Raw genomic sequence first — 18,337 nt, 5'->3', positions numbered from 1 at the left:
ACGTCTCCTTTTCCTTGTATATAGTAAAGCGTGGCCTAGCCCAGCAGGTCTTCCACGTCGATCAGGCGCTGCGCGACTTCGGCCAGCTTCAGGTTCTTGTTCATCGCCAGGGTGCGCAGGCGCTGGTAGGCCTGCTCCTCGGTCAGGCTGTAGCGGTTCATGAGCAGGCCCTTGGCGCGATCGACGGTCTTGCGCTCCGCCAGCTTCTGGCGCGTGTCGCTCAGCTCGTCGAGCAGCTTCTGCTCGCGCCGGAAGCGCGCCAGCGCCACGTCCAGCACCGGCTTGACGCGTTCGGCCTGCAGGCCGGCCACGATATAGGCCGAGACGCCGGCGTCCATCGCCGCGTCCATGCTGGCCGGCGCATCGTCTTCGGTGAACAGGACGATCGGCCGCCGCGCGTCGCGGGTGGCGATCACGATGTGCTCGAGCACGTCGCGCGCGTCGGACTCGCTGTCGGCGATGATCAGGTCGGGCTGCAGCTGGGCGATGCGCTCGGGCAGGAAGACGTCGGCCGGGAGCGAGGCGATCAGGTCGTAGCCCGATTCGAGCAGGCCGATGCGCAGCGCCGTGCTGCGCCGGGCCTGCGCGGCCTGGGCGGCATCCGGGTCGATGCCGGGTGCTGTTGCGGAAAGCACGACGACGATCCGCAGGTGTGGTGAAGCACTGTCTCGCGATTTCATGTGCTTACGATATGCAAGATTCGCACCAGGCGCGAGCATCGACGATTGCCCATGCCCTTCTTATGCAAAACCCCTTGGCCGAGATATTCGCATGACGAATATCTTGTATGAGAGCAACTTTGCAACCATTCACCAGACGCATCGCTGGAATCACAAATCTAAAGTTTGTTTATGACGGAGACGCCCCTATACTGCAACGCAACATCGAAGTATTTATCTTAGGGGAACTATCATGACTGCAGCCATCCAACGCACCAGCTTCTTCGCGGCAGCCATCTCGGCCATCCGCAGCTTCTCGCAAGAACTCTACGTCGCCCACGGCGGCTACGCTCCGGCAGTGCGGGGTTGATCATGCACCCTCTCGAATATATCACCATCGCCCTGGCCGTCGTGGCCGTGGCAGCCCGCGTTTCCATGTTCCTGCCGCGTCCGCCAAAGGGTCCGTTCAAGGCCATGTAATTCATGTGCGATTGCGGCGCACCATCGTCGCAATACCCGCTCCGCCTCTCGCGCCGGCCGTACTGACGTACCGCCGGCGCTTGTCTTTACAGCAAAAAAAACCTGTCATATTTCGCGGTCGCGGTGAGTGCCTGCGCTAGAATGCATGCGCATTTCTGGCAAGCATCTTTGGCAACCAAGCCATTTCTCACTCATCAGACTCCACATGCGAACACCTGCACTTACCCTGTTTGCGGCCTCTTTCGCCGCACTGATCGCGCTGCCGGCGGCGGCATCCACCCCCATCACCCTCGACCAGGCCATGAGCCATCCAGACTGGATCGGCACCCCGGTGGAAGACGCCTGGTTCAGCTGGGACGGCAAGCAGGTGTACTACAAGCAGAAGCGCACCGGCTCGCCCGTGCGCGACGTGTTCCAGGTCGCGGCCGGCAAGGCCCGGCTGGTAGCCGATGCCGAACTGCCGAAGATCGACAGCGCCGACGTGGTCTACAACCGCAACAACAGCCGCATGCTGGTCCTGCGCAACAACGACCTGTTCGAGCGAGACCTCAAGTCGGGCCAGCTAGTCCAGGTCACGCGCGGCGCCAGCCGCATCACCGCCGCCCAGTACACGGCGGACGAACGCGCGGTCCAGTACCGCATCGGCAACGACTGGTATGTGTGGGACCGCGGTAGCCGTGTCACCGGCCCCGCCGCCCTGCCGCGCGCCGCCAAGGACCCGAACGCGCCCGAGGACGATCCCTACCGTTCGACCGAACTGCGCCTGATCGAGCACCTCAAGCGCCAGAAGGATGACCGCGACGCCCTGCGCGCGCGCGCCGACGAACTGCGCCGCGCCGACGCCTCGATGGCGCCAAGCCCGGTCTACCTGGGCGACAAGGTCACCATCGAAGGCAGCTCGCTCTCGCCCGACGGCCGCTGGCTGCTGGTGGTCACCGCCGCCAAAAGCGCCGACAAGGGCCGCGCCGGCAAGATGCCGCGCTACGTGAACGAGTCGGGCTACGAGGAAACCGAAGACGTGCGCACCCGCGTCGGCCGCAATATGCCGGTGCCGCATGCACTGAAGCTGGTCGACCTGCGCACCAACAAGGTGCAGGACATCGCCTTCGACGCGCTCCCGGGCGTCAACGTCGACCCGCTGGCCGAGCTGCGCGCCGCCGCCAGGAAGGACCCGCTCAAGGGCAACCGTCCGGTGGTCGTCTCGGGCGGCCGCAACGCGATCGACTGGAGCGCGAACGGCGCCAACGTCGCCGTCATGCTGCGCGCGGTCGACAACAAGGACCGCTGGATCGCCAGCGTCGACCTGGGCGCCGCGAAACTGAAGCCACTGCACCGCCTGACCGACGGCGCCTGGGTCAACTACGACAACGCCGAATTCGGCTGGCTGCCGGACAACCGCACGCTGTGGTACCTGTCCGAGGAAAGCGGCTACTCGCACCTGTACACCAAGGACAGCGCCACCGCCGCCGCCCCGCGCGCCCTGACCACGGGCAAATGGGAAGCCAGCGACGTGCGCTGGACCTATGACGGCAGCACCGCCTACATGCTGTGCAACCGCGAGACCCCGGGCGACTACGAAGTCTGCGCCGTCGACGCCAACGGCGCGAATGGTGCGACCAAGGTACGCGAAGTGACGAAGCTCGATGGCGTCGAGAAGTTCGCCCTGTCGCCGGACGAGAAGAAGCTGCTGGTGCACTGGTCGTCCAGCTACACGCCGATCCAGATCGCGACCGTGCCGGTCTCGGGCGGCGAAGCGAGCAAGCTCACCGACACCCGCACGCCGGACTTCAAGGCGCGCGAGTGGATCCAGCCAGAGTACGTGGCCGTGCCTTCCAGCGCCGGCGGCGATCCGGTGTGGGCCAAGCTGTATCGTCCGGCCCAGCTCGAGCCGGGCAAGAAGTATCCGGTCGTGATGTTCGTGCACGGCGCCGGCTACCTGCAGAACGTGAGCAAGCGCTATCCGAACTACTTCCGCGAGCAGATGTTCCATAACCTGCTGGTGCAGAACGGCTACGTGGTGCTGGACATGGACTTCCGCGCCTCGAAAGGCTACGGCAGCAAGTGGCGCACCGCGATCTACCGCCAGATGGGCCATCCGGAACTGGAAGACTACGTCGACGGCGTCAAGTACATGGTGAACCAGCACCAGGGCGACGCCGCCAACGTCGGCATCTATGGCGGCAGCTACGGCGGCTTCATGACCTTCATGGCCCTGATGCGCGCGCCGGACACCTTCAAGGCCGGCGCCGCGCTGCGCCCGGTGACCGACTGGACCACCTACAACCACGAGTACACCGCCAACATCCTGAACACCCCGGACATCGATCCCGAGGCGTACAAGAAGTCGTCGCCGATCGAGTACGCGCAGAACCTGAAGGGCCACCTCTTGATCTCGCACGGCATGATCGACGATAACGTGTTCTACCAGGATTCGGTGCGCATGGCGCAGCGCCTGATCGAGATGAAGAAGGACAAGTGGGAACTGGCGAGCTATCCGCTGGAGCGTCACGGCTACGTGCAGCCGGAGGCGTGGTATGACCAGTACCGCCGGATCTATGAGCTGTTCGAGCGCTCGCTCAAGCAGAAATAATCCGCAACCTTGACCCGTCGTTCCCGCGCAGGCGGGAACCTCGTTCTTCAGCTTCGCCACTTCGCTTGACTATGTGGCGCGCTAAATAACTTAGGTTCCCGCCTCCGCGGGAACGACGTTTTTGGGCTAGCAATAGAATCGGGCCGGCGGTGTTTCAGGGCCGCGGACCGAGAAAATCGAGCAGGGTCAGCGCCACCACCTTGGTCGCGCGGCGCAAATCTTCCAGCAGCAGACGTTCGTCGGCCTTCTTGGCGTTCGATTCCTCCACCGTGCGCGGCCCTGCGCCATACAGCACCGCCGGGATGCCATGTTCACCATACAGCCGCGCATCCGCATACAGCGGCGTGCCATGCGCGGGAATCTCCTCGCCCATGACGGCGCGCCCATGGCGCTGCAAGCGCTCGACCAGCGGCGCCACGCCCGGCAAGGGCCGCAGCGCCTGCGACAGCAGCAGGCGCCGGATCTCGAGGCGGATGCCGGGCAGGCCGCGCACCGCGTTCTCGATCAGGGCGCGCACCTGCGCCTCCACCAGCGCCGGGTCTTCTTCCGGGATCATGCGCCGGTCCATCCGTAACACCACCTTCCCCGGCACCACATTGGTATTGGTCCCGCCATCGATGCGGCCGACGATCATGGTCGGCGAGCCGATGCCTGCTACGGCGCTGCGGATCTTCTTCAGCGCCGGCAGTTCGCCATAGATCGCGTTCAGCACTTGTGTGGCGGCCTGCAGGGCGTCGACCGCCGTCTCGGGCATCGCGCCATGGCCCGCCCTGCCGTGCACGGTCACTTCGAGCTGCAGGCAGGCGTTGTGGGCGGTGACGATGCCATGGCCGAAGCCGGCCGCGATCACGTAGTCGGGGCGGGTCAGGCCCTGCTCCAGCAGCCAGCCCGGTCCCAGCAGGCCGCCGACTTCCTCGTCGTAGGTGAAGTGCAGTTCGACCGCGCCCGACAAGGCCACGTCCATTGCCTCCAGCGCGCGGGTCGCGAACACATAGGTGGCGAAGTCGCTCTTGGAGACCGCCGCCGCGCGCCCGTACAGGTAACCATCGTCGATCACGGCGCCATACGGCGGTCGGGTCCAGCCTTCGCCCGGCGGCACCACGTCGCCGTGGGCGTTCAGCGCCAGCGTGGGGCCGTCCCCGCCATAGCGGCGGCGCACGATCAGGTTGGTGATGCTCTCCAGGCCATGGTCGCGCACCTGCTGCGCCGGCACCGCATGGCGCTCGACCGGCCAGCCGGCGCTTTCCAGCATTCCCGCGATTGCCTCGGCATGCGGCGCGTTATTGCCCGGAGGCGTATCGGTCGGGATGCGCACCACCTCCTGCAGGAAGGCGACCTGTTCGTCGAAGTGGGCGTCGATCCAGCCGGTGAGACGATCGTGCAAGGGATTGTTCATGGCGCCTTTCCTGTGTTTGTGCCGGTGACCGCGCCGGCCTCGAACCAGGCCCCCACCTGGGCGCGTTCGGCATCGGTCATGTGGGTGAGATTCGCCAGCGGCATGGCTTTCAGTTGCACCGTCTGCTGGTAGATGCGGGCCGCATGCTGGCTCACCAGCTCCGGCGTGTCGAGCATCACGCCGCCCGGCGCCGCCGCGAAACCGGGCTGGGTCGGCTGCTGCGCGTGGCAGGACACGCAGCGCTGGTCCATGATCGTGCGCACCGCCGCAAAGCGCGTGGCAGCGTCGACACCGGCGGCGGCCGCCGGATCGGCGCTTGCGCGCGGCCTTGGGGCCAGCACGACCGCCAGCGCCAGGAGCAGCGCCACGCCGGCGGCCGGATACCGCCATTCGATGCGGCCCTTGTGGCGCAGGTTGAAGAAGTGGCGGATCAAGACCCCGGCCAGCATGATCACGCCCAGCACGGCCCAGGCATGCGGATGGTTGTAGGTCATCGCATAGTGGTTGCTGATCATGATGAACAGCACCGGCAGCGTGAAATAATTGTTGTGGACGCTGCGCTGCTTGGCCTTGATGCCGTGGCTCGGGTCGGGCTTGGCGCCGGCCAGCATGGCATTGACCATCTTGCGCTGTCCCGGAATGATCAGCATCGCCACGTTCGCCACCATGATGGTGCCGATCATCGCGCCCACGTGCAGGTAGGCGGCGCGTCCGCTGAGCAGGTGGGTGAGCACCCAGCTGCTGCCGACCAGCAGCAGCCAGATGGTGGCGCCGAACGCCAGTTGGTGCTGCACCAGCTTCGACCGGCACAGCAGGTCGTACACGATCCAGCCGACCACCAGGCTGCCGATGCCGATGCCGACCGCCTGCCAGCCCGTGAGGTCGGCCACGCTGCGGTCGACCATCATCGCCTTCGCGTTCATGTAATAGACGACGGTCAGCAGCGCAAAGCCCGACAACCACGTGGAATAGGCTTCCCACTTGAACCAGTGCAGCTCCGGCGGCAGCTCGGCGGGCGCCACCAGGTATTTCTGCGGGTTGTAGAAGCCGCCGCCGTGCACCGCCCACAGCTCGCCGGACACGCCCTTGCGCTCCAGGTCGGAACCTGGGGCCGGCGGTTTGATGGTGTTGTCGAGCCAGACGAAATAGAACGAGGCCCCGATCCAGGCGATGCCGGTGATGATGTGCAGCCAGCGCAGCAGCAGATTGAACCACTCCAAAGCATATGGCGCCAGGTATCCGGTGTCGAACATGGGCTTCCTCGTGAACGCTGAGATGGATCGAAGATACGCCGATTCCAATTTCTCCGACATGAAATTTAGCGTATATTCAACATATCTTCATTGATATACGTGCCACCCCGCCCGCCCGCGATGTCCAGCCTGCCCCGCAACCTCGACCTGCACCTGATCCGCATCCTCTACCTGCTGCTGGTGGAGAAGAACGTCTCGCGGGTGGCGCTCAAGCTGAACCAGCCGCAACCCTCGATCTCGGCTTCGCTGCGTAAACTCCGCGAGCTGACCGGCGACCCGCTGCTGGTGCGCGGCGCGCGCGGCATGGTGCCGACCCAGCACGGCGAGAGCCTGCTCAAGCCGGCCAAGCGCATCCTCGACGAAGCCGAGAGCCTGTTCGTGCGCAAGGCGCCGTTCGTGCCCGAGCAGGCGACACGCACCTTCCACATCGCCGCCCCCGACTATCTCGACGCGCGCTTCCTGCCGAACGTGGTGGCGCTGCTGCGGCGCGGCTCGCCCGGCAGCAAGGTCGTCATCCACGCCCTCGGCCCCGGCCTGGACTACCTGCGCATGCTGTCCGACGGCGACATGGACCTGGTGATCGCCAACTGGGACGAACCGCCCGCCCACCTGCACATGTCCAAGCTGTTCGAAGATCCGATCATCTGCACCATGCGCGCCGACAGCCCCTACGCCAGGCGCACGGCGCCCGACGCGATGACGCTCGAGGATTACCTCGACCTGCCGCACGTGGCCCCGACCCAGATGCTGCCGGGCTACCACGGCGTGATCGACGCATACCTCGAGCGCCACGGCCTGCAGCGCCGGGTGGCGGTCGAGTCGCCCTATTTCGGCGTGATTCCGTATATGCTGACCCAGAGCGACCTGGTGCTGACCACCGGCCGCCAGTTCATCCGCGCCTTCGAAAAGACGCTGCCGCTGAAAAGCTTCACGGTGCCGCTCAAGTTTCCGCCGATGCGCTTCTACCAGCTGTGGCACCAGCGCGTGCACCAGTCCACCGAACACAAATGGCTGCGCGACCAGGTGAGCAGCGCGGCGCGGGCCCTCAATCAAGAATAGCCAGGAGCAGACATGCCGACGATCCAGGAGCTGAACCAACTCGACGCCGACGCTTTCACCAAGGCGCTGCATGGCATCTACGAGCATTCACCCTGGATCGCGCAGCGCGCCGCCGCGGCCCGCCCCTTTGCCACCCTGGCGGCGCTCAAGCTGGCCTTGCAGGCGGCGGTCGACGGCGCGACCGATGCGCAGCAGCTGTCGCTGCTGCGCGCCCACCCGGAGCTGGCCGGCAAGGCCGCCATCGCCGGCGAGCTGACGCCTGAATCGACCGGCGAACAGGCCGCATCAAACCTGGATCGCTGCACGCCCGAAGAATACGCCCGGCTGCACGCGCTCAACGCGCAGTACAACGAACGTTTCGGCTTTCCCTTCATCCTGGCCGTGAAAGGTCCGACCGGACGCGGCCTGGCGCGGCAAAGCATCATCGACACCTTCGTGCGCCGCCTCGACAACGCCCCTGGCGACGAGCTGCGCGAAGCGCTGCGCCAGGTGCACCGCATCGCCGAGATCCGGCTCAATGCCCTGCTCGGCATCGAACCCGCCATCGGCGTCACCGTGATGGACTGGTGCGAGACCCTCGGCGCCATCAGCGACAGCGACGCCGACCTGACCTGCGCCTACATGACGCCGGCCCACCGGCGCACCGCCGCCGCCATCGCCGGCTGGATGCGCGACGCCGGCATGGCGGTCCACATCGACGCCGTCGGCAACGTGGTCGGCCGCTACGCCGCCGCCCGGCCGGGCGCGCAGACCTTGATCACCGGCTCGCACTACGACACCGTGCGCAATGGCGGCAAGTACGACGGCCGGCTCGGCATCCTGCTGCCCATCGCGCTGGTCGGCCGGCTGCACGAACGCGACGAGCGCTTGCCCTATGACCTCGAAGTGATCGCCTTCGCCGAAGAAGAAGGCGTGCGCTTTCGCAGCACCTTCCTCGGCAGCAGCGCGGTGGCCGGCGGCTTCGACCCGGCCCTGCTCGATGCGCGCGACGCCGACGGCGTTCCGATGCGCGAGGCGCTGGCCGCCGCCGGCCACGATCCGGCCGCCATCCCCGCCATCGCGCGCGATCCCGCCGGCGTGCTCGGCTTCGTCGAGGTGCATATCGAGCAGGGGCCGGTGCTGCTCGAGCGCGGCCTGCCATTGGGCGTGGTGAGCGCGATCGCGGGCAGCTCGCGCTACCTGGTCGAACTGAAGGGCGTGGCCAGCCACGCCGGCACCACGCCGATGGGCATGCGGCGCGATGCGGCGGCGGCCGCTGCCGAGATCGTGCTGCTGGTGGAACGCCGCTGCAGCGGCCCGGCCTCCCTGGTGGGCACGGTCGGCCAGCTGGAAGTGCCGGCCGGCTCGGTCAACGTGGTGCCCGGCGCCTGCCGCCTGTCGCTCGACATCCGCGCCGCCGACGACGCAACCCGGCTGGCGGCGGTGGACGACATCCTGGCCGGCATTAGCGCCATCTGCGCGCGGCGCGGCATCCAGGAAAAACTGTACAAGCTGCTCGAGATCGACGCCGCGCCGTGCGCGCCGCGGCTGATGGCGCAGCTGGAAGCCGCGGTCGAACGCGCCGGCCTGCCATCCTTTGCATTACCCTCCGGCGCCGGCCACGACGCGATGCGCATGGCGCAGCTGACCGAGGTCGCGATGCTGTTCGTCCGCTGCGGCAACGGCGGCATCAGCCACAATCCGCTCGAGACCATGAGCGCCGACGATGCCGAAGTCGCCGGCGCGGTGATGCTCGACTTCCTGCGCAACTTTACTCCGGTGGCAGCGCCGGCAGGATCAGCGTCGTGAGCAGCTTCTCCGTCAGCGGATGCGGCCCCGGAACGCGGAAGTTGGTGGTGGTGATGACCACCACCGTGTTCCATTCCGGCAGCACGTAGACCTTGTTGCCGCCCAGGCCAGACATCGCATAGGTGGCCACCTTCCTGTCGCCCACGGTGAAAGGCTGCAGCCACCACAGGTAGCCGTAGTCGACGCCCTCGCGCACCCGCGCATGCGGCTTGATCGAGCGCTCGACCCAGCCTTGCGGCAGCACCTGCTTGCCGGCCCACTTGCCGCCGTTCAGGTAGAGCTGGCCCAGCTTCCAGAGGTCGCGGCTGCGCAGGCTCAGGCTACCGCCGGTCATCGCCGTCCCCGACGGCTGCAGCTGCCACTTGACCGGCTCGATGCCCAGCGGCTTGAACAACACCTCGTCGGCGAAGTCCTGCACGCTGCGTCCGGTCGCGCGCTCGAGCAGCGGCGCGATCAGGGCGGTGCCCGCAGTGCAGTAGCTGAAGGCGCGGCCATACGGCTGCTTGTCGGGCGGCGGCGTCCACTCCGGGAAGCCGCGCACCGGCAGGTCGAGGTAGAAGCGGCTCCAGTCCTCGATCAGGTACATGCGCTCTTCGTGCCCGCGCGAGAACTCGTTGAAATCGTCGCACTCGACGATGGAACTCATGGTGAGCAGGTCTTCGACCGTGATGCGGTCCTTGCGCGGATCGGGGTGCGCGACCGGCATCTTGTCCTTGAAGAAGGGCATGATCGGCGCATCGACCGTGAGCAGCTTGCGCTCGACGGCCGCCCCGACCAGCATGCCGCCCACGGTCTTGGTCACCGAACGCGTGTTGCGCAGCCCTTGCGCCCCTTCGCCGTCGAAGTACTGCTCGTAGAGCACCTTGCCGTGGCGCGCCACCAGCACGCTCGTGATCTGCTTGAAGTTGCCGGCCTTGATCTCGCCCGTCACGGCGTCGAAGCTCGCCGCGCCGGCGCCGCCCGCCGCCAGGGCGCAGGCCCCGGCAATCGCACATCGAAGATACTTGCGCATGCATTCCTCCTCGTCATGGAAACCGGCAATCTAGTGCGCGCCCCGCCCCTTCATCATGAGACCGTAGACCACGGCGGCGATCGCGACGCCGACGAACCAGGCATACGTATAGATCGTCTTGAAGGCCTCGCCGACATCGGGGAAGCTGGCCGGGAAGGCGGCGTTCAGGAAGCCCGGGATGTTGGGCAGCACGCCCAGCGCGAAGGCGGCCAGCGCCGCCTTGTTCCAGCCATTGCCATAGCCGTAGATGCCGTCGTGGCGGTACAGCTGGTCGACCTCCAGCACGGTCTTGCGCACCAGGTAGTAGTCGACCACCAGCACGCCGGCGATCGGTCCCAGCAAGGCCGAGTAGCCGACCAGCCAGGTCATGATGTAGTTCTGGGTCGACTCCAGGATCTTCCACGGCATCATGAGCAGCGCCAGCCCGGCCGTGATATAGCCGCCGGTCCGATAGCTGATGCGGCGCGGCGCCAGCGCCGAGAAATCGTAGGCCGGGCCGACCAGGTTGGCCGCCAGGTTCACGCTGACCGTATCGACCAGCAGCACGATCAGGGCCACCAGCACCGCGATGCCGGTCATGCGGCTGGCCAGGTCGACCGGGTCCCATAGCGCCTTGCCGTACAGGACCACGGTGGCCGAGGTGACGATCACCGCCAGCGCCGCCAGCAGGCCCATGGGCAGCGGCAGGCCGACGGTCTGGCCGACCACCTGGTCGCGCTGCGACTTGGCGAAGCGGGTGAAGTCGGGGATGTTCAGCGCGAGGGTCGCCCAGAAGCCGATCATGGCGGTCAGCGACGGCCAGAAAGTGGACCAGAACCGCCCTTCTTTCGGCCCGCCGGGCACGAACTGCGAACGCTGCTCGAGCAGCGGGCCGAAGCCGTCGGCCCCGACCTGCCTGTGCACCCACCACAAGAGCACGAAGCAGATCGCGATTTTCAAAGGGGCGGTCCAGGTCTCGAGCTGGCGGATCGATTCCATGCCGTGCACCACGAAGTACAGCTGGATCGCCCAGAACGCGAGGAAACAAACCAGCTGCGCCAGATTGATGCCGAGCCAGGCGAGCGGCTCGCCGCCGATCGGAGCGCCGTTCATTACGCCCAGCAAGGTATAGATCATGCTGCCGCCGAACCAGGTCTGGATGCCGTACCAGCCGCAGGCGACGATGGCGCGCATCAGCGCCGGCAGCCTGGCGCCCCGGGTGCCGAACGAGGTGCGCGCCAGCACCGCGTAGGGAATGCCGTACTTGGCGCCGGCATGGCCGATCAGCAGCATCGGCACCAGTACGATGGCGTTGGCCAGGAATACGGTGAGCACCGCCTGCCAGCCTGACATTCCCGCCTCCACCAGGCTGGCGGACAGCGTGTAGGCGGGGATGCACATCACCATGCCCACCCACAGGGCGGCGAAGTGGTACCAGCGCCAGGTGCGCTGCGCTGCGGTGGTGGGAGCGAGGTCGTCGTTCCAGAGGTCGTTGCTTGTAGAGGTCGGATGAGTCACGGTGCACGTCGGTTGAAATCGATGCGCGCGAGTGTAACGCAAACGTCAATACGACGCGAAGACCTCAGGCCTGCAGGTCGGCATGGATCGCCTGCGCCGCCTGCAGGCCATGGCGGCGCGCCTGCATCGATTCCAGGAGCGGGGCCACGCAGTCGCCGCCGGCATAGATGCCCGGCAGCGCGGTGCGGAAGCACCCGTCGACCTGGATGCGGTCGCCCTCGCGCGACTGCTGGCGCACGGACGGGTCGAGCTCGGCCCCGGCCGCGCGGCCCACCGCCTTGAACACGGCGTGGGCGGCGATCTCGGTGAAGCCGCCGGTGTCGACCACCCGGTCGCCCAGCAGGCGGGTCTGCTCGAAGCGCACCGACCCGACCGCGCCGCGTTCGTCGCGCAGCACCTCGAGCGGCGCGACCCAGCCGCGCACCCGCACGAAGCAGGCGCGCGCGACTTCTTCTTCGCGGCCGTCGGGCGCCAGGGCGTGGCGCAGCGCCAGGGTGACGTCCTGGGCGCCCAATTGCTTGAGGCGCGCCGCCATGCCGACCGCGCCGCGGCTGGCGCCGATCACGATCGCGCGTTGCGGCACCGGCAGCGCCAGCAGGTCGTCCAGCGCATACACGGCGGCCAGCCGGCGGCCGGCGTCGACCAGGCCCGCCGGATCGCTGCCGGACAGCGCCAGCACGCGGCTGGACGCCAGGCCGACGCCGATGAAGATCGCGTCGTGCCACAGGTGCAGGTCGGCCAGCTCGAGATCGACGCCCAGCTTGCGGCCGTATTCGCAGCGGATGCGGCCCTGCGCCACCAGGCGCTCGAACAGCGCCTGGTCGGATGCGCTTGCCGCCATGGCCTCGCCCATGCGCTCGCGCGAGCGCGCCTCGTACAGCACGACGCCATTGCCGAGCAGCGCCAGCCGGATGGCGCAGGCCATGCCGGCCATGCCGGCGCCGACCACGGCGACCTGCTTGCCGGTCGGCGGCGCCGGCTCGCCGGCCAGGAGGGAATGCTCTTCGGATGCGAGGTCCGGGGCGTCGGTGGTGGCGGTCATCAGTCTCTCTTTCCTTTCATGCGGGGCGTGGCGCGCCCTCTTTCTTGGTGTCAGCCAGGTATCAGGCCAGTTGCGTCAAGACCTTGGCCAGCTTGCCGAACAATTCGTCGACGTGCTGTTTTTCCAGCACCAGCGGGGGCGACAGCGCGATGATGTCGCCCGTGATGCGGATGAGCAGGCCGTCGGCGAAGGCCTGCTTGAGCGCCGCATAGCCGCGCGCGCCGGGCTGGCCCGCGATCGGCGCCAGCTCGATGCCGGCGATGATGCCGATCGAGCGCAGGTCGATCACGTGCGGCAGGCCGCGCAGCGATTGCAGCGCTTCCTCGAAATACGGCTGCATGCGCGCCGCGTTCTCCAGCACCCCCTGTTCGCGGAACACGTCCAGGGTGGCCAGCGCGGCGGCGCAGGCCAGCGGGTGCCCGGAATAGGTATATCCGTGGAACAGCTCGATCCCGGCCGGCCCCTCCATGAAGGCGTCATGGATGAAGGACTTGCTGAACACCGCGCCCATCGGCACCGCGCCGTTGGTGATGCCCTTGGCCGTGGCCATCAGGTCGGGCTCGACGCCGAACCAGTCGCCGGCGAACGGCGTCGTCAGGCGTCCGAAGCCGGTGATGACTTCGTCGAAGATCAAGAGGATGCCGTGGCGGTCGCACAGCTCGCGCAGGCGCTTGAGGTAGCCCTTGGGAGGAATCAAGACGCCGGTCGAGCCGGATACCGGCTCCACGATCACCGCCGCGATGGTCGACGGGTCGTGCAGGGTCACCAGCCGTTCCAGGTCGTCGGCCAGTTCGACGCCGTGTTCGGGTTCGCCGCGTGCGTAGGCATTGCGCTCCAGGTCATGCGTGTGGCGCAGGTGGTCGACGCCCGGCAGCAGGGGCCCGAAATGCTTGCGGTTGGCGCCGATGCCGCCCACCGAGATGCCGCCGAAGCCCACGCCATGGTAGCCGCGCTCGCGGCCGATCAGGCGCGTGCGTCCGCCCTCGCCGCGCGCGCGGTGGTAGGCCAGCGCGATCTTGAGCGCGGTGTCGACCGCTTCCGATCCCGACCCGGTATAGAACACGTGGCCGAAGCGGTGGCCGCTGAACTCCATCAGGCGTTCGGCCAGCTCGAAGGCGGCCGGGTGGCCCATCTGGAAAGTGGGCGCGTAGTCGAGCTGGCCGGCCATGGCGGCGATGGCTTCGGCGATCTTCGGCTGGCCGTGGCCGCAGGGCACGCACCACAGGCCAGCGGCGCCGTCGAGCAGCTCGCGGCCATCGACGTCGCGGTAATACATCCCCTTGGCGGAGACCAGCAGGCGCGGATCGCGCTTGAAGTCGCGGTTATTGGTGAATGGCATCCAGAAGGATGACATCGCGGCAGGCCTGGATTCGTACATATTGCGCTCCTCGTTCGATGGCGCCCTGAAGCATTTAAGTTTGAACAAGAATGGCGAGTCTGGCAACAGGCACGCGGCATCGGGCATGCGCCATCGCAAAACCATGCACGACGCATCGTGTTAGCGAGAAGAAATAATCGTGGTGCGCAGTCATGTCTACAGGCGTCACGGCAGTGGTATGCTAGCGCTTATCACACTGGCAATGCGAACCATGTCGACTTATATCACCCCTGTCCTGACCACCGAACGCCTGGTGCTGCGCCCGCTGGCCGCGAGCGACGCGCCGGCCCTGTACACCATCTTCTCCGACCCGGCCGTGGTGCGCTACTGGAGCGCCGAGCCGTGGACCGACATCTCCTTCGCCGAAGCCGCGATCGCCCGCGCACTCGAGGCCTACCGCGACGAGACCGAGCTGCGTTTCGCGATCGAACTGGCGTCGAACCGCGAGCTGATCGGCACCGTGGGCCTGCACCACTTCTTCAACCAGAACAATCGCTGCGAACTCGGCTACGCGCTGGGCAGCGCGCACTGGGGCAAAGGCTATGCCTTCGAAGCGCTGCAGGCGGCGCTGGACCATGGTTTCCGCGAGGTCGGCCTGAACCGGGTCGAGGCCGACATCGACCCGCGCAACGAAGCCTCCGGCCGCGTGCTGGAAAAACTGGGCTTTCGCAAGGAGGGCTTCATGCCGCAGCGCTGGCTGGTGCACGGCGAGTATGCCGACACCGTCTTTTACGGCCTGCTGCGCGACTATTGGAACGACAGGACGGCGCACTGATGGCAAGGCGCACTCCCACGATGAAGGCCCTGGCGGCATGTTCGAGCCTGGCGCTGTCCCTGCTGGCCATGGCGCCGCAATCGGCCGCGGCCCAGGCCACGGTGCCGACCTGGCGCGAGATCACGATCTATGCGAGCGACGCCGGCTATCCGCCGGCGCTCGCGCGGCGCGGCGTGCAGGGCAATGTGACGGTCGAACTGGCCCTCGACGACAAGGGCCGCAAAGCGGTGGTGGCGGTGCGCGATTCCTCGCGCTCGGCCGAACTCGACGCGCTGGCGCTGGCCATGGCCAGGCGGCTGGACATCCCCGCCAGCGGCGCGCACCGCACCGGCCTGGTGACCTTCAAGTTCAAGAAAGACCACAGCGCCACCATCGCCACCAAGAGCTGCGCCGATTTCAACGTCGACGCCGCCTGGCAGGCCGCCACCTTCCCGGAACGCAGCCTGCGCGAGTTGCCGGTGACCTATGAGAGCGTCGGCACGCTGATCTACAGCCTGCACCGCGAAGGCTCGGCGCGCCAGTCCTTCCCGGCGCTGGAACCGATCCTGAACGCCACGGTGGCCGCCTGCGCGCGCACGCCCGAGGCCGGCATGCTCGACGTGATGCGGCAAGAGGCGCTCAAGCTGATCGAGCAATAAAGCGCGTAAAACAGCGTATTGACGGGGTCGAAAGCGCCCCCGTTCATCCGCCCTCACGACCGTCCGTCGCCGAAATCGCACCGTTTATCGGATCGCTCTTGGCGTAACATGGGTGCATCCCTACAGTAGGGTCATCTTTGTTAGAAAGGACTTGCACGCATGAAAACCATTCATACGCCCACCAGTCGCTTCCAATCGATCCTGCGCAATATGGAAGTGGCCGGCCGCACTACCTGGCGCCTGGCGAAGTCCAGCGCCCGTTCGCTGCGCCGCATGCCGTGGCCGGTGCTGCTGGTGATCGCGATCGTGCTGGCGGCCCTGATCACCATCGTGCCGATCGTGCTGGCGCTGTTCGTCGGCCTGCTGCTGCTGAAATTCCTCGCCATCGCCATCTTCGGCCGCGAACCGCGCCGCATCAAGCACTACACCGGAGAATAACGCCGATGGCCGCCACCCAGATCAACCGCGCACTCGACTTCGTCCGCGACGCTTTCCGCGAAGCGGGCGTGCTGTGGTGGCGCTTCTTCGACTGGCTGGCGCTGATCGAGTGGCGCCAGTTGTACCTGGTCTGGTTCCTGGTGTTCGTGACCGGCATGTTCGTCAAGCTGACGGAGCCGGCGATCTGGTTCATCCTGATCTCGTTCGGGGTCAAGGTGCTGGCCGGCGGCAAGCGCCGCGCCGAGCTGCTGGCGCGCGACGCCTCGACCAAGGCCGACGTCGCCAATCTCGAGCGGCGCCTGACCGAGGCGCAGATGGCCACGCTCCAGGCCCAGGTCGAGCCGCACTTCCTGTTCAACACCCTGGCCCTGATCGGCCAGCTGATCGAGACCGACCCGAAGGAAGCGGCGCGCGTGCACGGCTACCTGATCGAATACCTGCGCGCCTCGCTGCCGCAGATGCGCGCCGCCAAGGGCGCCGGCGGAACCCTGGGCAAGCAGGTCGAATTGTCGCGCGCCTACCTGTCGATCATGCAGGCGCGCATGAAGGAAAGGCTGGCGGTGCGCTTCGAGGTGCCCGACTTCCTCGGCAGCTCGCCGTTCCCGCCGATGATGCTGCAGACGCTGATCGAGAACGCGATCAAGCACGGCCTGGAGCCGAAGGTCGCCGGCGGCACGATCACGGTGCGCGCGCGGGTCGAAGGCGCCACCCTGTGCGTCGACGTGTGCGACGACGGCGTCGGCTTCAACCTGCATGCCGGCAGCGGCGTCGGGCTGGCCAATATCCGCGAGCGGCTGGCGCTGTTGTATGGCAAGGATGCCGAACTCGTGATCGAAGCCCTGCCCGGCGGCGGCGCCTGCGTGTCGATCCGCCTGCCCTATCGCATGACGGAAGACGGCTGATGGCGCCCATGCACCCGACGGCCCTGATCGCCGACGACGAAGCGCCCATGCGCGACCAGCTGCGCGCGCGCCTGCACGAGGCGTGGCCGGCGCTGCGCATCGTGGCGGAGGCGGCCAACGGCGCCGAAGCGGTGGCGCTGGCGCGCGAACACAAGCCGGATATCGCCTTCCTCGACATCCGCATGCCGGGCATGGGCGGCATCGACGCGGCGCGCCAGATGTACGAGCGCTGCCACATCGTGTTCGCCACCGCCTATGACCAGTATGCGGTCGAGGCCTTCGAGCACGGCGCCATCGACTACCTGCTCAAGCCTGTCACCCTGGCGCGCCTGGAAACCACGGTGGCGCGCCTGCGCCGCCGGCTCGACCACACGCCGCAGGACATCGGCGCGCAACTGGCCCGCCTGGCGCAGCTGGGCGACCAGTTGCTGATGCAGAACGGGGCCGCCGCGGCCGCCGCCAGACCTGCTTATCTGCGCTGGATCCAGGCCCAGGCCGGCAACAGCCTGCGCATGGTGAGCACGCGCGAAGTGCTGTTCTTCCAGTCGGACGACAAGTACACGCGGGTGCAGACCGCCACCGGCGAGCACCTGATCCGCAAAACGCTCAAGGAACTGGAAGAAGAGCTGGACCCGGACGAGTTCTGGCGCATCCACCGCTCGACCCTGGTGCGCGTGGATGCGATCGCGGAAGTGCGGCGCGACCTGCGCGGACGCCAGATGCTGCGCCTGCGCGGCTACCCGGAAGAACTGGAAGTGAGCCGCAACCACGGCGCGCTGTTCCAGCAGATGTAAAGCGACGTCAACGCTGCGCCGGCGTATTCAGGTAGTTGTCCTTGACCCGCACGTAGTGCTCGGCCGAGTAGCGCAACCAGGCCTTTTCGGCATCCGTCAACGGACGCACCTTCTCGGCCGGCCGGCCCATGTATAAAAATCCGCTTTCGAGCCGCTTGCCCGGCGTGACCAGGCTGCCGGCGCCCAGCATCACCAGGTTCTCGATCACGGCGTCGTCCATCACGATGCTGCCCATCCCGACCAGGCAGTCGTTGCCGATGCGGCAGCCGTGCAGGATGACCGAGTGGCCGACCGTGACGTAGTCGCCAATGACCAGGGGCGAACCCTGCGGCTTGTGGGGCGTGCGGTGGGCGACATGGCCCATCGTCAGGTCCTGGATATTGGTGCAGCTGCCGATGACGATGTCGTTGACGTCGCCGCGCAGCACGGCGTTGCACCAGACCGAGGAATCGGCGCCGATGCGCACGTTGCCGATGACCTGGGCCGATTCGTGAAGATAAACGCCGTCGGCGAGTTGCGGCAGGGCGTCGAGGTAGGGGGCGATCGGCATGACGGTCTATTGGATGACAGGAATTCGTCATTTTAACTTGGGCATGTTTACTGCTATGCTGGGCCGGTCTCGCCCACGGTCCACGC

Annotated in this window: 16 protein-coding genes; 8 read left to right on the top strand and 8 right to left on the bottom strand. The window is 67.0% G+C overall.

Annotation, left to right across the window (positions count from 1 at the left end):
- Window positions 1–35: 35 nt before the first annotated feature.
- On the bottom strand, window positions 36–680 hold the full coding sequence (locus tag HMPREF9710_RS17195; protein ID WP_040776989.1) for an ANTAR domain-containing response regulator: 645 nt from the start codon (window positions 678–680) through the stop codon (window positions 36–38).
- Between the two features lie 664 nt (window positions 681–1,344).
- Here HMPREF9710_RS17195 and HMPREF9710_RS17190 point away from each other — a divergent pair.
- Complete coding sequence (locus tag HMPREF9710_RS17190; RefSeq protein WP_005668403.1) at window positions 1,345–3,729, top strand: S9 family peptidase; 2,385 nt, start codon at window positions 1,345–1,347, stop codon at window positions 3,727–3,729.
- 154 nt (window positions 3,730–3,883) lie between these two features.
- On the opposite strand, the gene HMPREF9710_RS17185 is transcribed toward HMPREF9710_RS17190, so the two are convergent.
- Window positions 3,884–5,125, bottom strand: a complete 1,242-nt coding sequence (locus HMPREF9710_RS17185) for a M20/M25/M40 family metallo-hydrolase (protein WP_005668401.1) — start codon at window positions 5,123–5,125, stop codon at window positions 3,884–3,886.
- The gene (locus tag HMPREF9710_RS17180) at window positions 5,122–6,378 is read right to left on the bottom strand and encodes a urate hydroxylase PuuD (protein ID WP_005668400.1); all 1,257 of its coding nucleotides are present in this window, start codon (window positions 6,376–6,378) and stop codon (window positions 5,122–5,124) included. Before HMPREF9710_RS17180 ends, HMPREF9710_RS17185 begins: the two co-directional genes overlap by 4 nt.
- Before the next feature lie 120 nt (window positions 6,379–6,498).
- On the opposite strand from HMPREF9710_RS17180, the gene HMPREF9710_RS17175 reads away from it, so the two are divergent.
- Window positions 6,499–7,437: a LysR family transcriptional regulator gene (locus HMPREF9710_RS17175; RefSeq protein ID WP_005668398.1), complete on the top strand. Its 939-nt coding sequence runs from the start codon at window positions 6,499–6,501 to the stop codon at window positions 7,435–7,437.
- 12 nt (window positions 7,438–7,449) lie between these two features.
- Window positions 7,450–9,225 carry an allantoate amidohydrolase gene (locus HMPREF9710_RS17170; RefSeq protein ID WP_005668396.1) on the top strand — a complete coding sequence of 592 codons (1,776 nt, stop codon included), beginning with the start codon at window positions 7,450–7,452 and terminating at the stop codon, window positions 9,223–9,225.
- Here the strand turns inward: HMPREF9710_RS17170 and HMPREF9710_RS17165 are convergent.
- The 4 genes from HMPREF9710_RS17165 to aptA all read right to left on the bottom strand — a co-directional run bounded on the left by HMPREF9710_RS17165 (window position 9,188) and on the right by aptA (window position 14,154).
- Window positions 9,188–10,237, bottom strand: a complete 1,050-nt coding sequence (locus tag HMPREF9710_RS17165) for a serine hydrolase domain-containing protein (RefSeq protein ID WP_005668394.1) — start codon at window positions 10,235–10,237, stop codon at window positions 9,188–9,190. The two genes, HMPREF9710_RS17170 and HMPREF9710_RS17165, sit on opposite strands and share 38 nt — an antisense overlap.
- Before the next feature lie 30 nt (window positions 10,238–10,267).
- Window positions 10,268–11,734: an NCS1 family nucleobase:cation symporter-1 gene (locus HMPREF9710_RS17160; RefSeq protein WP_005668392.1), complete on the bottom strand. Its 1,467-nt coding sequence runs from the start codon at window positions 11,732–11,734 to the stop codon at window positions 10,268–10,270.
- A 64-nt stretch (window positions 11,735–11,798) separates the two neighbouring features.
- Window positions 11,799–12,776 carry an FAD-dependent oxidoreductase gene (locus tag HMPREF9710_RS17155; protein ID WP_005668390.1) on the bottom strand — a complete coding sequence of 326 codons (978 nt, stop codon included), beginning with the start codon at window positions 12,774–12,776 and terminating at the stop codon, window positions 11,799–11,801.
- Between the two features lie 61 nt (window positions 12,777–12,837).
- Window positions 12,838–14,154 (bottom strand): omega-aminotransferase AptA, encoded by a 1,317-nt coding sequence (aptA, locus tag HMPREF9710_RS17150; protein ID WP_005668389.1) that lies wholly within the window; start codon window positions 14,152–14,154, stop codon window positions 12,838–12,840.
- A 211-nt stretch (window positions 14,155–14,365) separates the two neighbouring features.
- Here aptA and HMPREF9710_RS17145 point away from each other — a divergent pair, with 211 nt between their 5' ends.
- The 5 genes from HMPREF9710_RS17145 (at window position 14,366) to HMPREF9710_RS17125 (ending at window position 17,701) form a co-directional block, all read left to right on the top strand.
- Window positions 14,366–14,929 carry a GNAT family N-acetyltransferase gene (locus HMPREF9710_RS17145; RefSeq protein WP_005668387.1) on the top strand — a complete coding sequence of 188 codons (564 nt, stop codon included), beginning with the start codon at window positions 14,366–14,368 and terminating at the stop codon, window positions 14,927–14,929.
- Window positions 14,929–15,567, top strand: a complete 639-nt coding sequence (locus HMPREF9710_RS17140; RefSeq protein WP_005668386.1) for a TonB family protein — start codon at window positions 14,929–14,931, stop codon at window positions 15,565–15,567. The genes HMPREF9710_RS17145 and HMPREF9710_RS17140 overlap by 1 nt, the downstream gene beginning before the upstream one ends.
- A 159-nt stretch (window positions 15,568–15,726) precedes the next feature.
- Window positions 15,727–16,005: a hypothetical protein gene (locus tag HMPREF9710_RS17135; RefSeq protein ID WP_005668385.1), complete on the top strand. Its 279-nt coding sequence runs from the start codon at window positions 15,727–15,729 to the stop codon at window positions 16,003–16,005.
- 5 nt (window positions 16,006–16,010) lie between these two features.
- The gene (locus HMPREF9710_RS17130) at window positions 16,011–16,907 is read left to right on the top strand and encodes a sensor histidine kinase (RefSeq protein WP_005668384.1); all 897 of its coding nucleotides are present in this window, start codon (window positions 16,011–16,013) and stop codon (window positions 16,905–16,907) included.
- Window positions 16,907–17,701: a LytR/AlgR family response regulator transcription factor gene (locus HMPREF9710_RS17125; protein ID WP_005668383.1), complete on the top strand. Its 795-nt coding sequence runs from the start codon at window positions 16,907–16,909 to the stop codon at window positions 17,699–17,701. Before HMPREF9710_RS17130 ends, HMPREF9710_RS17125 begins: the two co-directional genes overlap by 1 nt.
- Window positions 17,702–17,708: 7 nt before the next feature.
- On the opposite strand, the gene HMPREF9710_RS17120 is transcribed toward HMPREF9710_RS17125, so the two are convergent.
- Window positions 17,709–18,251, bottom strand: a complete 543-nt coding sequence (locus HMPREF9710_RS17120; protein WP_005668382.1) for a gamma carbonic anhydrase family protein — start codon at window positions 18,249–18,251, stop codon at window positions 17,709–17,711.
- Window positions 18,252–18,337 lie beyond the last annotated feature (86 nt).

This window comes from Massilia timonae CCUG 45783 (genome assembly GCF_000315425.1).
In the GTDB taxonomy this organism is placed as follows: domain Bacteria; phylum Pseudomonadota; class Gammaproteobacteria; order Burkholderiales; family Burkholderiaceae_D; genus Telluria; species Telluria timonae.
Note: the sequence above shows the minus strand (reverse complement) of the source record. Positions and strands in the feature narration are given on the sequence as shown.

Excerpts from the sequence above, each read along its gene's own strand:
- HMPREF9710_RS17140 (WP_005668386.1), top strand. The coding sequence starts at position 14,929 with ATGGCAAGGCGCACTCCCACGATGAAGGCCCTGGCGGCATGTTCGAGC.
- aptA (WP_005668389.1), bottom strand. The coding sequence starts at position 14,154 with ATGTACGAATCCAGGCCTGCCGCGATGTCATCCTTCTGGATGCCATTC.
- HMPREF9710_RS17175 (WP_005668398.1), top strand. The coding sequence starts at position 6,499 with ATGTCCAGCCTGCCCCGCAACCTCGACCTGCACCTGATCCGCATCCTC.
- HMPREF9710_RS17195 (WP_040776989.1), bottom strand. The coding sequence starts at position 680 with ATGAAATCGCGAGACAGTGCTTCACCACACCTGCGGATCGTCGTCGTG.
- HMPREF9710_RS17120 (WP_005668382.1), bottom strand. The coding sequence starts at position 18,251 with ATGCCGATCGCCCCCTACCTCGACGCCCTGCCGCAACTCGCCGACGGC.
- HMPREF9710_RS17155 (WP_005668390.1), bottom strand. The coding sequence starts at position 12,776 with ATGACCGCCACCACCGACGCCCCGGACCTCGCATCCGAAGAGCATTCC.
- HMPREF9710_RS17125 (WP_005668383.1), top strand. The coding sequence starts at position 16,907 with ATGGCGCCCATGCACCCGACGGCCCTGATCGCCGACGACGAAGCGCCC.
- HMPREF9710_RS17185 (WP_005668401.1), bottom strand. The coding sequence starts at position 5,125 with ATGAACAATCCCTTGCACGATCGTCTCACCGGCTGGATCGACGCCCAC.
- HMPREF9710_RS17170 (WP_005668396.1), top strand. The coding sequence starts at position 7,450 with ATGCCGACGATCCAGGAGCTGAACCAACTCGACGCCGACGCTTTCACC.
- HMPREF9710_RS17145 (WP_005668387.1), top strand. The coding sequence starts at position 14,366 with ATGTCGACTTATATCACCCCTGTCCTGACCACCGAACGCCTGGTGCTG.
- HMPREF9710_RS17190 (WP_005668403.1), top strand. The coding sequence starts at position 1,345 with ATGCGAACACCTGCACTTACCCTGTTTGCGGCCTCTTTCGCCGCACTG.
- HMPREF9710_RS17180 (WP_005668400.1), bottom strand. The coding sequence starts at position 6,378 with ATGTTCGACACCGGATACCTGGCGCCATATGCTTTGGAGTGGTTCAAT.
- HMPREF9710_RS17130 (WP_005668384.1), top strand. The coding sequence starts at position 16,011 with ATGGCCGCCACCCAGATCAACCGCGCACTCGACTTCGTCCGCGACGCT.
- HMPREF9710_RS17165 (WP_005668394.1), bottom strand. The coding sequence starts at position 10,237 with ATGCGCAAGTATCTTCGATGTGCGATTGCCGGGGCCTGCGCCCTGGCG.
- HMPREF9710_RS17135 (WP_005668385.1), top strand. The coding sequence starts at position 15,727 with ATGAAAACCATTCATACGCCCACCAGTCGCTTCCAATCGATCCTGCGC.